Source organism: Zobellia alginiliquefaciens, from assembly GCF_029323795.1.
In the GTDB taxonomy this organism is placed as follows: Bacteria; Bacteroidota; Bacteroidia; order Flavobacteriales; family Flavobacteriaceae; genus Zobellia; species Zobellia alginiliquefaciens.
The window spans coordinates 4,452,776-4,467,024 of sequence record NZ_CP119758.1 but is presented as its reverse complement, the minus strand read 5'-3'; the positions used below and the strand labels follow the sequence as shown (position 1 = coordinate 4,467,024).

The 14,249-nt window shown below is 37.5% G+C and carries 10 protein-coding genes; 8 read left to right on the top strand and 2 right to left on the bottom strand.

Translation table 11 applies throughout. The features are described 5' to 3' along the window. Positions 1-175: 175 nt before the first annotated feature. The 5 genes from uvrA (at position 176) to P0077_RS18270 (ending at position 9,855) form a co-directional block, all read left to right on the top strand. Positions 176-3,016: an excinuclease ABC subunit UvrA gene (gene uvrA, locus P0077_RS18290; RefSeq protein ID WP_276166643.1), complete on the top strand. Its 2,841-nt coding sequence runs from the start codon at positions 176-178 to the stop codon at positions 3,014-3,016. 194 nt (positions 3,017-3,210) lie between these two features. Beyond that, on the top strand, positions 3,211-3,897 hold the full coding sequence (locus P0077_RS18285) for an LOG family protein (protein WP_194527160.1): 687 nt from the start codon (positions 3,211-3,213) through the stop codon (positions 3,895-3,897). A 14-nt stretch (positions 3,898-3,911) separates the two neighbouring features. Next, on the top strand, positions 3,912-6,761 hold the full coding sequence (locus P0077_RS18280) for a gluzincin family metallopeptidase (protein ID WP_276169227.1): 2,850 nt from the start codon (positions 3,912-3,914) through the stop codon (positions 6,759-6,761). 164 nt (positions 6,762-6,925) lie between these two features. Next, positions 6,926-9,337 carry an alpha-ketoacid dehydrogenase subunit alpha/beta gene (locus tag P0077_RS18275; RefSeq protein ID WP_276166642.1) on the top strand — a complete coding sequence of 804 codons (2,412 nt, stop codon included), beginning with the start codon at positions 6,926-6,928 and terminating at the stop codon, positions 9,335-9,337. Positions 9,338-9,480: 143 nt separating this feature from the next. Further along, positions 9,481-9,855: a DoxX family protein gene (locus P0077_RS18270; protein WP_276166641.1), complete on the top strand. Its 375-nt coding sequence runs from the start codon at positions 9,481-9,483 to the stop codon at positions 9,853-9,855. A gap of 1 nt (position 9,856) precedes the next feature. On the opposite strand, the gene holA is transcribed toward P0077_RS18270, so the two are convergent. After that, the gene (gene holA / locus P0077_RS18265; RefSeq protein ID WP_276166640.1) at positions 9,857-10,858 is read right to left on the bottom strand and encodes a DNA polymerase III subunit delta; all 1,002 of its coding nucleotides are present in this window, start codon (positions 10,856-10,858) and stop codon (positions 9,857-9,859) included. A gap of 26 nt (positions 10,859-10,884) precedes the next feature. Here holA and P0077_RS18260 point away from each other — a divergent pair, with 26 nt between their 5' ends. The 3 genes from P0077_RS18260 (at position 10,885) to P0077_RS18250 (ending at position 13,302) form a co-directional block, all read left to right on the top strand. Beyond that, positions 10,885-11,331, top strand: coding sequence for a type I restriction enzyme HsdR N-terminal domain-containing protein (locus P0077_RS18260; protein ID WP_276166639.1), 447 nt, complete (start codon positions 10,885-10,887; stop codon positions 11,329-11,331). Between the two features lie 12 nt (positions 11,332-11,343). Beyond that, positions 11,344-12,345: a glycosyltransferase family 2 protein gene (locus P0077_RS18255; protein WP_276166638.1), complete on the top strand. Its 1,002-nt coding sequence runs from the start codon at positions 11,344-11,346 to the stop codon at positions 12,343-12,345. Positions 12,346-12,447: 102 nt separating this feature from the next. After that, positions 12,448-13,302, top strand: a complete 855-nt coding sequence (locus tag P0077_RS18250) for an OmpA/MotB family protein (protein ID WP_276166637.1) — start codon at positions 12,448-12,450, stop codon at positions 13,300-13,302. A gap of 94 nt (positions 13,303-13,396) precedes the next feature. On the opposite strand, the gene P0077_RS18245 is transcribed toward P0077_RS18250, so the two are convergent. Beyond that, positions 13,397-14,017: an L-threonylcarbamoyladenylate synthase gene (locus tag P0077_RS18245; RefSeq protein WP_276166636.1), complete on the bottom strand. Its 621-nt coding sequence runs from the start codon at positions 14,015-14,017 to the stop codon at positions 13,397-13,399. Positions 14,018-14,249 lie beyond the last annotated feature (232 nt).

Genomic DNA, 14,249 nt, shown 5'->3' with positions numbered 1-14,249 from the left:
CGGGCTTATAGTAAATAGTTTTAAGACCATGGTTTCTATCGAATAAAATATAAATGCTAAGAGTGCTACAACCTATTAATTCAGGTGTTCACATGATTTCCTTAACATAGATATAAGTACCGGTCACTTCTTTGTTAAAGGTCAAAAACGTACCTTTGCCACTTTGCTATAGAAAATGATAAATTACGAAGAAAATATTGAGGTTCAGGGCGCTCGCGTTCATAATCTGAAAAATATTGATGTTACCATACCAAGAGAAAAATTGGTGGTCATAACCGGACTTTCGGGTAGCGGAAAATCCTCTCTTGCCTTTGATACTATTTATGCTGAAGGGCAACGACGATATATTGAAACTTTTTCGGCCTACGCAAGACAGTTTCTGGGAGGTTTGGAAAGACCGGATGTGGATAAAATAGATGGACTTTCTCCCGTTATCGCAATAGAACAGAAGACCACTTCAAAATCGCCTCGGTCTACCGTGGGTACTATTACTGAAATTTACGATTTTCTACGGTTGCTTTTTGCCCGTGCCGGTGATGCCTACAGTTACAATACGGGCGAGAAAATGGTAAGTTATAGTGATGAACAAATAAAAGACCTTATTAAAAAGGATTATGATGGTAAGAAAATTAATATTCTTGCCCCAATCATCAAATCTAGAAAAGGACATTATAGGGAGCTTTTTGAACAGATTGCCAAACAGGGCTTTGTAAAGGTTAGAATTGACGGTGAGGTAAAAGACATTGTTAAGGGCATGAAAGTAGACCGTTACAAAACACACGATATCGAAATTGTAATTGACCGGTTAAAAGTGGTCGATTCAGAGGATATGGACAAGCGCCTCTCCGAAACGCTGAATACTGCAATGTACAGCGGGGACAATGTTCTTATGGTACTCGAGGAAGGCCAAAAAGTAGCTAGGTATTTTAGTAGGGATTTAATGTGCCCAACAACCGGCATCTCCTACCCTGTTCCCGAGCCCAATACATTTTCATTTAACTCCCCAAAAGGAATGTGTCCTAACTGTAACGGTTTGGGCCATGTGTACGAAGTAAATGAAAAGAAGATATTTCCCAATAAACAATTATCCATAAAATCGGGTGGGATTGCACCTTTAGGTGATTATAAAAAATCATGGGCTTTCAAACAGATTGAAACTATTGCACAACGCTATAATTTTGAGCTCACAGACCCCATTTCCAAAATTTCGGATGAAGCTATCAACGTATTGTTGAATGGCGGACAAGAAAATTTTGAAGTAGATTCAAAAAGTTTGGGTGTAAAACGCACGTATAAAATTGACTACGAAGGAATAGCCAACTTTATAAAAAGTCAATATGAAGATGCCGGTACAACAGCTTTGAAACGTTGGGCCAAAGAGTACATGGACAAAATAGTTTGTCCGGTGTGCGAAGGTTCTCGTTTACGAAAGGAATCCCTTAATTTTAAGATAGATGAAAGGAATATTGCGGAACTGGCCCATTTAGACATTGCAGAGTTGGCAAAATTCTTTAAAGGACTAGAGAAGACGTTAGAAGGCAACCAACTTAAGATTGCCGAGGAAATTATTAAAGAAATTAGAACGCGAATTCAATTTCTGCTAGACGTAGGCCTAGATTACCTTTCCTTAAACCGAAGTTCTAAATCGCTTTCTGGTGGAGAGGCGCAGCGTATACGATTGGCCACCCAAATTGGTTCTCAATTGGTAGGTGTTCTTTATATTCTTGATGAACCAAGTATTGGCTTGCATCAACGGGATAACACTAGATTGATTAAATCGCTGGAATCCCTTCGTGATATTGGTAATTCGGTGATTGTTGTTGAACACGACCGCGATATGATCGAATGTGCAGACCATGTTATCGATATAGGCCCAAGAGCGGGTAAACATGGTGGTCAAATTATCTCGCAAGGCGCTCCAAAAGATTTAAAAAAGGAACATACACTTACTGCAGACTACATTACGGGAAAGAAAAAAATAGCGGTTCCTGACGAGCGTAGAAAAGGCAATGGCAAAAAGATTACCCTTTCCGGTTGCACAGGGAATAACTTAAAAAATGTCTCAATTACTATTCCTTTAGGGAAAATGATCGGTGTTACCGGGGTTTCGGGTAGTGGCAAGTCCACATTAATAAATGAGACCCTCTACCCTATTATGAACGCACATTATTTTAATGGCGTTAAAAAGCCTATGCCTTATAAAAAGATTACGGGCTTAGAACACATTGATAAGGTAATAGACATTAACCAATCGCCCATAGGCAGAACTCCACGATCTAATCCTGCAACATATACCGGTGTTTTTGGTGAAATTCGTTCATTGTTCTCCAAAACACCGGAAGCCGCAATTAGAGGATATAAGCCAGGTAGATTTAGTTTTAATGTAAAGGGCGGGCGTTGTGAAACTTGTCAAGGTGGCGGTCTTCGGGTCATTGAAATGAACTTTTTACCGGATGTTTATGTAGAATGTGAAACCTGTAATGGCAAACGCTTTAATCGTGAGACCTTAGAAATTAGGTATAAAGGAAAGTCCATAGCAGACGTTTTAGAGATGACAATCAATGAAGCTGTCGATTTTTTTGAACCTATACCCAAAATTTATCGTAAGTTAAAGACCATACAGGATGTTGGTTTGGGGTATATTTCCTTAGGACAGCAGTCTACCACGCTTTCGGGAGGTGAGGCTCAGCGTATTAAGCTGGCCACAGAACTTTCTAAGCGAGATACGGGCAACACTTTTTATATTTTGGATGAACCTACTACTGGACTTCATTTTGAAGATATTCGTGTATTAATGGAAGTTTTGACTCGTTTAGTAGACAAAGGAAATACCATTTTAGTTATAGAACACAATATGGACGTCATTAAAATGGTTGATTACATAATAGATATTGGATACGAAGGTGGACGTGGTGGCGGAAAAGTCGTTGCCAAGGGTACACCGGAAGAAGTAGCTCAAGATAAAAAGAGCTATACCGCTAAATATTTAAGACCAGAATTGAATATTCCTGATTGAGTATAAAAAATCATATATTAATTTAATAACAAGTTCAACTATAAATGTGTATAGTTGTGTGCTGCAATAAAATAAAAGCAATAAATTCATCCACTGAATCAATAAATAGAAATGGTCTTGGAGTACATTTAAGTCTTCTTAAAGGCCGTTAATAGTTTGATAATTAGATACTTTGCCTAATAATAAAATCATAAATGAGAAAAGAACAACATCATAAAGGTTGGAATGAAATAAAAACCAACGACTCTTGGGCCATATTTAAAATCATGGGAGAGTTTGTAATGGGATTTGAAAAAATGGGAACCATTGGACCCTGTGTTTCTATATTCGGATCGGCCCGTACCAAGGAGGGTGACAAATATTATGAATTGGCAGTAAGCATTGCTAAAAGTATTGCCGAGGCCGGTTATGGTGTTATAACAGGTGGTGGACCTGGAATAATGGAGGCTGGAAACAAAGGTGCTCATGAGGCAGGTGGTACTTCGGTTGGATTAAATATTGATTTGCCCTTTGAGCAACATGACAACCCTTATATAGACTCGGATAAGAGTCTAGATTTTGATTACTTTTTTGTGAGGAAAGTAATGTTCGTAAAATATTCCCAAGGTTTTGTTGTTATGCCAGGTGGGTTTGGCACACTTGATGAGCTTTTTGAGGCAATCACTTTAATTCAAACCAATAAGATTGAAAAATTCCCAATTATTTTAGTGGGAAGTGAATTCTGGACGGGTCTTATGGATTGGATTAAAAATACGATGCTAGAAGTAAAAAACATTAGCGCCCATGATTTAGACCTTATTAAAATTGTTGACACAGAAGATGAAGTTGTAGACATTATTGACGCATTCTACAAAGGTCGCAATTTGAGTCCTAATTTTTAATAGTACGCTTGAAAATCAAATCCCTCATATTTTGTTTTTATCTAGGAGCCACTATTTTTGGTGCTTCCGAAGAATTAGTTGCGCAGCATGAAAATGTACTGACCGCTACACTTGATGGCGTGGAAAAAGAAATCCATGTGCAGCAGGAATTCACATATAAAAACACGACCAACATTACCCTTAACACCTTGTACTTTAATGACTGGGCACATGCTTATGCAAGTAAAAGTACAGGTTTGGCCAAACGTTTTTCCGAAGAGTTCAAAAAAAGTCTTCATTTAGCTAAAAAACAAGAAAGAGGGTATACCAATATAATGAGTGCCGTAGACAGCGAATACAGGGGGCTTCATTGGCAGCGAACAACTGGTGAGGATATATTAAAAATCGATTTAAATAGTCCGTTGGGCCCAGGAGAATCAACTAAACTTTTTCTAACCTACACTATAAAACTTCCCGAAAACAAGTTTACGCCTTATGGTTATGACAAGAGAAAGAACAGTTATTACCTTAAGGACTGGTATTTGACACCGGCATATTTTGACGGTGCTTGGCATTTATATTCTAACAAAAATTTGGAAGACCTGTATACCGGGGTTACGGAAACTACGGTAAACTTTGTTTACCCCAGTAATTTAAATTTGGTTACCAATTTTACCGTTTTGGGCGATGACCCCATTCCAAATGGGCAAATGGCACAGTTAACTGCGGAACAACAGAAAAATTGTGAGATTCTATTAAGCGCTGAAAAGCGATTCATGACGCATGTAACCCCACAGATAACCGTAATAACGGATATTGAAGTTTATAAATATGAAGACATTTTTAAAGGCCTATCCATCAATAGAGTCACAGAGTTCATTGAGGAAAATCTAGGTACATACCCTCATAAACAACTATTGGTAAGTCAATTGGATTATGAGAAGAATCCGTTATATGGTATTAATCAGTTACCTTCTTTCATAAGGCCCTACGAAGAACAGTTTCAGTTTGAGATGAAGTTTCTAAAAACTGCCCTCATCAACATTCTGGAAGAGACCCTTTTTCTAGACCCAAGAAAAGAACAATGGTTAAGTGATGCTATTGCAAATTATTTAATGATAGAATTTGTAGAACAATACTATCCAGATCAGAAACTACTGGGTAAACTTTCCAAAATATGGGGGGTGCGCAGTTTTAATCTGGCAAAAATGGATTTTAATGAACAGTATCCGTTTTTGTATATGCTTACGGCCCGAACAAATTTAGACCAGCCACTGAGTACCAGTAATGACTCCCTGATAAAATTCAATCAGAAAATTGCCAATAAATATAAAGCAGGTCTTGGATTGGCTTATTTGGCAAGCTACATAGGCAAGGATAAAGTTGATAAAAGTATAAAGACATTTTATAAGCATTACAAGCTAAGTCAAGTTAAAACTTTAGACTTTGAATCCATATTAAAAAGGTCTACAGAGACCGATATTGATTGGTTCTTTAAAGACTATGTAACTACGGATCGTAAAATAGATTTTAAAATTAAAAAGGTTGAAAAAACCGAAGATTCACTCAAGGTTACCATTAAAAACAAAAAAGGGACTAACGTTCCGGTTTCCTTATTTGGGCTTAAAAAGGATTCCGTAGTATCTAAATATTGGTTTTCGGGTATTAGCGATATAAAAACGGTGACCATTCCCAGAAACGAGGAAAAACGTTTGGTACTCAATTATGACCAAAAGATTCCAGAATTCAACCAAAGGGATAACTGGAAGTCTTTGGGCGGCTTTTTCTCCGGAAATAAAAAGCTTAAGTTCACCTTTTTTAAAGATTCGGAAAACCCGTATTATAATCAAGTGTTTTATGTCCCCATTCTCAACTTCAATATTTATGACGGATGGACCCCAGGCATGCGGTTGTATAATAAAACCTTCTTAGAGCGCCCATTCGTATACGATTTTTCACCATCTTATTCATTCCGGGAAAAGAGTTTCGTAGGCTCAGGAAGTTTTTCATATCGTAAATACCTTAGCAAAAGTGGTTTGTATGTAGCCAATTTTAGGCTTGGTGGGTCAACCTACCATTTTCAAGAAAATTCTAGATATTCAACTATAACACCTTCTATTACTTTTGGATGGCGGCCTGAAAATTTAATTTCCAACAAAAGGGAATTCCTGAACTTTAGGTTTGTAAATGTCCTAAGGGATAAGGATGAGAATTTAGGAGATTTTGAAACCCCACCGGACTACAGTATTCTGAACGTTAGGTACACCAACAGAAATCCGGGTATTATTAATTATGTTTCTTGGTTTGCAGATGCCCAACACGCCAATGATTTTACCAAAGTTGCTTTTGAGCTAGAGTATCGGAAGCTATTTGAGAACAACCGTCAATTCAACTTTCGGTTTTATGCAGGTAAATTTATAAGAAATAAAACTACAGATTATACAGACCCCAACTATTATAGTTTTGCTTTGGACCGACCTACGGATTACTTGTTTGATTATGGGTACTTAGGTAGATCTGAAGATTCCGGTATTTACAGCCAGCAAATAATAATTGCCGAAGGTGGTTTTAAATCCTTTCTTCCAGAGGAGTATAGATTTGCCAATGACTACCTCACTACAATCAACACGAGCGTCAATCTTTGGAAATGGATTGAGGTCTATAGTGACCTAGGTTACGTTAAAAATAAAGGTCGAAGTGGCAAGTTTGTATATGATTCTGGTGTTCGCCTCAACTTGCTTACCGATTATTTTGAACTCTATCTACCTGTTTACTCCAATAATGGATGGGAAGTCTCACAGTCTCAGTATGGTGAGAAAATTAGATTCATCGTTACCGTAAGCCCTAAAACTCTAATTGGCCTATTTACTAGAAAATGGTTTTAAGATTTAGTTATTGAATTCTTAATGAAAATTAAATTTAACAACTGAAAATTGTCATAATGATATTTGAAAACAGTCTTTTTTGAATATTTTTTAATGAAGTATATGATGCAAGCATTGTAAAAATGCTTCTAGTTTGTTATTTTTGTGAAAATTCTCACAGCTTAATGGATACATCGCCTAAAACAAGTAACGATATTACGTTTGATGATTTCAAGACCCAAATTATAAGCGATTACAAAATTGCCGTTCTTAGTAGAACCGTAAGCTTATTGGGTAGAAAAGAGGTTTTGACCGGTAAGGCAAAATTTGGGATTTTCGGAGATGGAAAAGAACTGCCGCAATTGGCCATGGCCCGCTCTTTTAAAGATGGTGATTTCCGAAGTGGATATTACCGCGATCAAACATTCATGATGGCTTTAGGGTTAACCAATCCCAAAGAAATGTTTCATGGACTTTATGCCACTACGGATATTGAGAAAGAGCCTATGAGTGCCGGCAGGCAAATGGGCGGTCATTATGTGACCCACAGTCTTAACGAGGATGGTAGCTGGAAAAATCTTACCGAACAGAAAAACAGTAGTGCAGATATATCTTGTACGGCCGGGCAAATGCCACGGTTGTTAGGTCTTGCCCAGGCATCACAAATGTACAGACATTTGGACGGTGTGGATGCAACCAATTTCTCCAACAAAGGGAATGAAGTTGCTTGGGGAACAATTGGGAACGCCAGTACCAGTGAAGGCATGTTTTTAGAAACTATAAATGCCGCAGGGGTACTTCAGGTTCCTATGGTAATCAGTATTTGGGATGATGACTATGGTATTTCCGTGCCTGCAGAATACCACACCACAAAAGAGGATATTTCCGAAATGCTTAGCGGCTTTAAACGTACCGATGAAAAGGAAGGGTTTGAAATCCTAAAAGTTAAAGGATGGGATTACACGGCCCTTATGCATGCCTATGAAAATGCTTCGGATATTGCACGAGAAGAGCATGTGCCCGTTATTATTCACGTAACAGAACTTACTCAGCCCCAAGGCCATTCTTCCTCAGGTTCACACGAGCGTTATAAAGATGCCGAAAGATTAGAATGGGAAAAAGAAAACGACTGTAACAAGCGCTTTCGTGAGTGGATATTGGAAACCGGAATTACCACCGACGAGGAACTTAAAGCAATAGAAAAAAATATTGTTAGAGAAGTTCGCTCTGCTAAAAGAGAAGCATGGTCAGAATACCTGGAGGAGCACAAAGCACTCAAAAAGGAGCTAGTTCAGTTATTGGACAAAGCCTCTGCCAAAAGTCAGAACAAGAACTTTATAGCAAAAGTAAAGAACGATCTCATAGCCATTGAAGAGCCTATTAAAAAGGATTTGGCGGTAAGCTCAAGAAAAGCTTTGCGATACTTAATTGGAGAGTCTTTTTCGGAAAAACAAGAGCTGCTAAACTGGACCAACAGTTTTCTGAAAGAAACCCAGCCAAAATACAGCGCGGATTTGTACAATGATGGCCCAACAGGAGCCAAAAATATCAAGGAAGTCAAACCGGTTTACGCGGATGATGTCGAAAATGTTGACGGACGTATTATTCTCCGTGATAATTTTGACAAGATATTAGAGAAATACCCGAACAGCCTGGTCTTTGGAGAAGATAGTGGTGCTATTGGTGATGTAAACCAAGGGCTTGAGGGGCTTCAAAACAAATACGGTAAGTTTAGAGTAGCAGATACAGGCATACGCGAAACTACCATTATTGGACAAGGAACCGGGATGGCATTAAGAGGACTCCGGCCTATAGCCGAGATTCAGTATTTAGATTACATATTTTATGCTCTTGCCACGTTAACAGATGACGTAGCTTGTTTACGATACCGGACTTTTGGGAAACAAAAAGCTCCTTTAATTGTACGTACAAGAGGACATCGTCTGGAGGGCATATGGCATTCAGGTTCCCCAATGGGAACTTTGATACATTCGCTCCGCGGTATGTATATTCTTTCTCCACGGAACATGACGCAAGCGGCAGGCTTTTACAATACCCTTTTAAAAACAGATGAACCGGCACTAGTAATCGAAAGCTTAAACGGGTACAGACTAAAAGAAAGGAAACCTATAAACCTAGGAGAATTCTGTACACCAATTGGTAAAGTTGAAACTATAAAGCACGGAACGGACATCACCTTGGTTTCTTATGGCTCCACACTTAGAATTGTATTAAAAGCTGCCGAAGAGTTAAAAGAAGTTGGTATTGATGCCGAAGTAATAGACGCACAGACCTTATTGCCTTTTGATATACATCATGATACTGTAGAAAGTGTAAAGAAAACAAATAGATTGTTGGTAATAGATGAAGATGTTCCCGGTGGATGTTCGGCATATTTACTAAATGAAATTATTGAAAAACAGGGAGCTTATACCTATTTGGATTCCGCTCCGCAAACGTTAAGCGCTCAACCTCACAGACCGGCATATGGCACTGACGGGGACTATTTCTCAAAACCCAATGCCGAAGATGTTTTTGAAAAAGTATATGCGGTTATGAACGAAGTTGACCCAGGAAGCTTTCCTAAACTACGTTAAACACTTCATAATCAAACCAATTGGTATTTAATTTGATGACAACACTGTATTTTACAGTGTTCCTGTGGAATTTTTGTTTCATTTGTATTTTGGTCAGTTCATAAAAAAGAATACTTTTATCAATAATATAAACTGAAAAACACATGTCTAACACACTTTTGAAAGATATTGGCTTAGCTCTATTACGAATCGCAGCTTCTGCTATGATGGCTGTTCACGGTTATGGAAAATTGCAAATGTTGATCAATGGTGCTGAATTTGGAGATCCTATTGGTATAGGCGCAACACCATCCTTATTTTTAGCGGTATTGGCAGAGCTTGTGTGTCCAATTTTGATCATATTCGGTTTTAAAACCAGATGGGCGGCTATACCCACCGCCATTACTATGGCTGTTGCCGCTTTCCTTGTACATGGAGCAGACCCTTTTCAAAAGAAAGAATTAGCCCTAATGTACTTAGCAGTCTTTGTTTCCATTATTCTTTTAGGGCCTGGAAAATATAGCGTAGATAAAAGGTAATTTATATTATTTTAACCAGCAGTTCTTTCAATAGATCTGCTTGAGAATTAACATTAGCCCCTACCCCTTTTCCTTTTAAGTCCATTTCACGAAGAGCAGATATAATTCCGCTTACCTTTCTCATTGGATAATTTCGAGCCGCAGTCTGAAACTCACCCACAAAATATGGGTTAATTCGCAATGCACTTGCTACACTCTTAGCAGAATGGTCTTTTAAACCATGATACTGCAAAAGTTGACTAAAGAATGTATGCAATAAAGTTACAGTGAGTACAAATGGATTATCTTTTGGATTTTGAGCAAAATAATTGATTATTCGCGTAGCCTTAAGTACGTTTCTCTCACCAATGGCCTTCTTTAGCTCAAAATTATTGTAGTCCTTGCTAATACCAATATGAGCCTCTATATCTGTTGGTGTAATCTCACTCTTTTGAGGCAGTACAAGCTGAAGTTTTTCTATTTCGTTGTTTATACGGCTTAAATCCGTTCCTAAAAACTCCGTAAGTAATATTGCCGCTTTGTGCGATATACTATACCCCCTGCCCTGCAAGTTTTTCCTTATCCAGTCAGAGACTTGGTTTTCGTACAGTTTTTTGCTTTCAAAAAGAACACCTGCTTTTTTAACCGACTTATATAACTTCTTGCGTTTATCCAGTTTTTTATATTTGTAGCAAACAACCAAAACCGTTGTTGGTTGAGGATTGTCTACATAAGAGGTCAAGTTTTCAATGGTACGCACCAAATGTTGGGCCTCTTTTACGATAACCACTTGCCGTTCCGCCATCATAGGGTACCTTTTTGCGTTGGAAACGATATCATCTATTGTTACATCCTTTCCATAAAGAACCATTTGGTTGAACCCTTTTTCCTCTTCCGCAAGTACATTTTTCTCAATATATGAGGCAATGGCATCAATATAATAGGGCTCCTCCCCAAATAAAAAGTAAATGGGTTTAATTGTGCCGTTTTTAATATCGCTAACTATTTGTTTTGCTTCATCCATCCAAAAAAAATCATCAAATTTGCTATATGGTACCCCTTAATTTTCCTGAGTACAAATTCCGGTTCAAAAGTAGCGAAAATAACGTGCGTATTTTTGACAGCATACGCAAAAAATTTGTGGTACTACAACCGGAAGAATGGGTGAGACAGCATGTAGTCAATTATCTGTTACTCGAAAAAAAATATCCTAAAAGCTTAGTAAACGTAGAGAAACAGCTGATTATCAATAACATTAAAAAAAGGTATGATGTAGTTGTTTTTAATTCTGACGGAAGTATCCATATACTTGTGGAATGCAAGGCTCCTGAAATTACAATTAACCAAGTTACCTTTGACCAAATAGCGCGCTACAACCTAGAACTCAAAGCAGATTACCTGATGGTAACCAACGGGCTCGACCATTTTTATTGCAAAATGGATTTTACGTCAGAAAAGTATACATTTCTGAGGAATATTCCTGATTTTAGCCGTTAATTTGCCATCGTCTTGCGTATAGCCATAGTCATACTTAATTGGAACGGAGAGGTACTTCTTGAAAGGTACCTTCCATCGGTCATTCAATATTCCGATGGTGCGGAAATTTACGTTGTTGATAATGCCTCTACAGATGGTTCCGTAGCATTTATCAAAACCAACTACCCCAATATTACCGTTGTTCAAAATAGTGAAAATGGAGGGTTTACCACAGGGTATAACATAGGTTTAAAAAGTGTAGAAGCCGATGTGTATTGTCTTTTAAATTCCGATGTGGAAGTTGCAGAAGGCTGGTTGGAACCTATTATTAAGGCTTTTAAAGAAAATGAAGATGCGGCCATTATTCAGCCTAAAATTCTTGATTTGATGCGTAAAGATCATTTTGAATATGCCGGTGCTGGTGGAGGTTTCATTGATCAATTGGGGTATCCGTTTTGTAGAGGTAGAATTTTCCAAGAATTAGAGGAAGACAAAGGGCAATATGATGATATTATTGAAATATTCTGGGCCACTGGCGCATGTATGTTCATTAAAAGTGATGTGTTCTGGGATTTAAAAGGATTTGACGAGGATTATTTTGCCCATCAGGAAGAAGTTGATTTATGTTGGAGAGCAAAAAATAAAGGATATAAAATTCTATATGTGGGCACCTCCCATGTATATCATTTAGGTGGTTCCACTCTAAGTAATATGAACCCGAAGAAGACATTTCTTAATTTTAGGAATTCCCTTTTCTCCTTGACCAAAAACCTACCACGAAGAAAAGCATTGATTTTGGTGTTAATTCGCCTTCTATCCGATGGAGTGGCAGCCTTACGATTCATCTTTCAACTAAAATTTACACACTGTTTTGCCATTTTAAGGGCACATTTAAGCTTTTATAGACATTTTGGAAAGATGTATAAACGACGTGAAAAAGCTAATTTTATACCAAAGTATTATAAGGTAAAGTCCATTGTATGGCAGCATTTCGTACATCATGTAAAGAATTTTAACGATTTAGTAAAACATTAACTAATTTTACAAATACCGAGCAGTACGATTATATAATTTTGTAGCTTAGTGACGCTTATAAAAAAAACAAATAACAAACATTAAATACTAGTAACTCTCATTATGAAGAAATTAATTTTAGGCTGTTTAGGAGTGACCTTGTTGTTGTCCTCATGTGTTTCACAGAAGAAGTATTCAGATTTAGAAGCCAAGCATAAGGAAGCACAAGATCTTTTAAATTCTGCAACGGTTAAATTGAACGATTGTTTAGAAGAAAAAGCCACTGCTAGTTCTCGACTTAAAACATTACAAGATCAAAATTCATTTTTAAAAGCGAATAACCAAGAGTTGATCAATAACATGGGCAACTTAACTACCTTGACCTCTAAAGGTGCCGAGAACCTTGAGAAGTCTTTGGAAAGCTTAAAAGAAAAAGACCTTACGATACGTAAACTGCAGGATGCGATTACTAGAAGAGATTCTGTAAATCTTTCTTTGGTTCAGAGTTTAAAAGGTGTTTTGGGTAACTTAGATGACGAAGACATTGAAATCAGCGTTGAAAAAGGTGTTGTTTTTGTGTCTATCTCAGATAAATTATTGTTTAGCAGCGGTAGCTACAACGTAACTAGCAGAGCCAAAGAAATTCTTGGTAAAGTAGCAATGGTTGTAAACAACAAACCTGATTTTGAATTTATGGTAGAAGGTCACACGGATGACGTGCCTTACGGAAGACATGGTGTTTTGTTGGACAACTGGGATTTAAGTGTAAAACGTGCTACTGCCGTAGTTAGAATTTTACAAAATGATTACAATGTTGATCCTAAGCGTATGACTGCTGCCGGTAGATCAGAGTATGTTCCTGTATCTACAACTGAAAAATCAAAAAACAGAAGAACACGTATTGTTGTACTTCCTAAAATTGATCAGTTCTATAGCATGATCGAAGAAGGCATGGATGATCCTGCCATCAACAACTAAGAAGCTGTAAAAGCATAAATAAAAACCGCTACTTAAATTAAGTAGCGGTTTTTTTATGTCCTATTTTTTGGTTTAAAAGGAATACAGTGCTCTACTAGAAAATATCTAAATGACCTTTACCTTCTCTAAGCACTTCCGGCATACCCGTAGATAAATCAATTACTGTAGACGCCACATTATCTCCGTAACCTCCATCAATCACTACGTCCACTAAATTTTCCCACTTTTCATAAATGAGTTCAGGATCGGTAGTATACTCCAATAAATCATCATCATCCCTAATAGAAGTTGAAACAATTGGGTTTCCCAAACCTTCCACAAGAGCCTTGGATATAGAATTATTTGGCACACGAATACCTACCGTCTTTTTCTTTTTAAAGTCTTTGGGCAAATTTGAATTACCAGGAAGAATAAAAGTATAAGGACCAGGTAATGCTCTTTTTAATATCTTAAATGTAGCCGTATCTATTTGACGTACATAATCCGATAGATTACTCAAATCCGCACAGATAAAAGACCAATTGGCCTTAGCCAATTTTATACCTTTTATTCGCGCTATTTTTTCTAAGGCACGAGAATTGGTAATATCACACCCCAAACCATAGACCGTATCCGTAGGGTAGATAACCAATCCACCTTTTCTTAGAACCTCTACTACCCTATTAATTTCTTTGGGGTTAGGGTTCTCTTCATAAATCCGTATAAACTCAGCCATAATATTATTAGCATTTACTCCACTTCAAAAATAATTCATTTTTCTTTATCCAATTCAGCTAAGGCATTTATTCTCAGGGCTAAAACAAAAGTAATACAAGCTAGGGGAAAATGACTCTTAAATTGTTTACCGGTACATTATGGAACCATCTATAAAATTCCTTTCTCAATTGTTTTTGAGCATTAACATACCCCGCCGACATATATATATTTATGACTCGTCCTAAATAATC

Excerpts from the sequence above, each read along its gene's own strand:
- uvrA (WP_276166643.1), top strand. The coding sequence starts at position 176 with ATGATAAATTACGAAGAAAATATTGAGGTTCAGGGCGCTCGCGTTCAT.
- P0077_RS18285 (WP_194527160.1), top strand. The coding sequence starts at position 3,211 with ATGAGAAAAGAACAACATCATAAAGGTTGGAATGAAATAAAAACCAAC.
- P0077_RS18275 (WP_276166642.1), top strand. The coding sequence starts at position 6,926 with ATGGATACATCGCCTAAAACAAGTAACGATATTACGTTTGATGATTTC.
- P0077_RS18270 (WP_276166641.1), top strand. The coding sequence starts at position 9,481 with ATGTCTAACACACTTTTGAAAGATATTGGCTTAGCTCTATTACGAATC.
- holA (WP_276166640.1), bottom strand. The coding sequence starts at position 10,858 with ATGGATGAAGCAAAACAAATAGTTAGCGATATTAAAAACGGCACAATT.
- P0077_RS18260 (WP_276166639.1), top strand. The coding sequence starts at position 10,885 with ATGGTACCCCTTAATTTTCCTGAGTACAAATTCCGGTTCAAAAGTAGC.
- P0077_RS18250 (WP_276166637.1), top strand. The coding sequence starts at position 12,448 with ATGAAGAAATTAATTTTAGGCTGTTTAGGAGTGACCTTGTTGTTGTCC.
- P0077_RS18245 (WP_276166636.1), bottom strand. The coding sequence starts at position 14,017 with ATGGCTGAGTTTATACGGATTTATGAAGAGAACCCTAACCCCAAAGAA.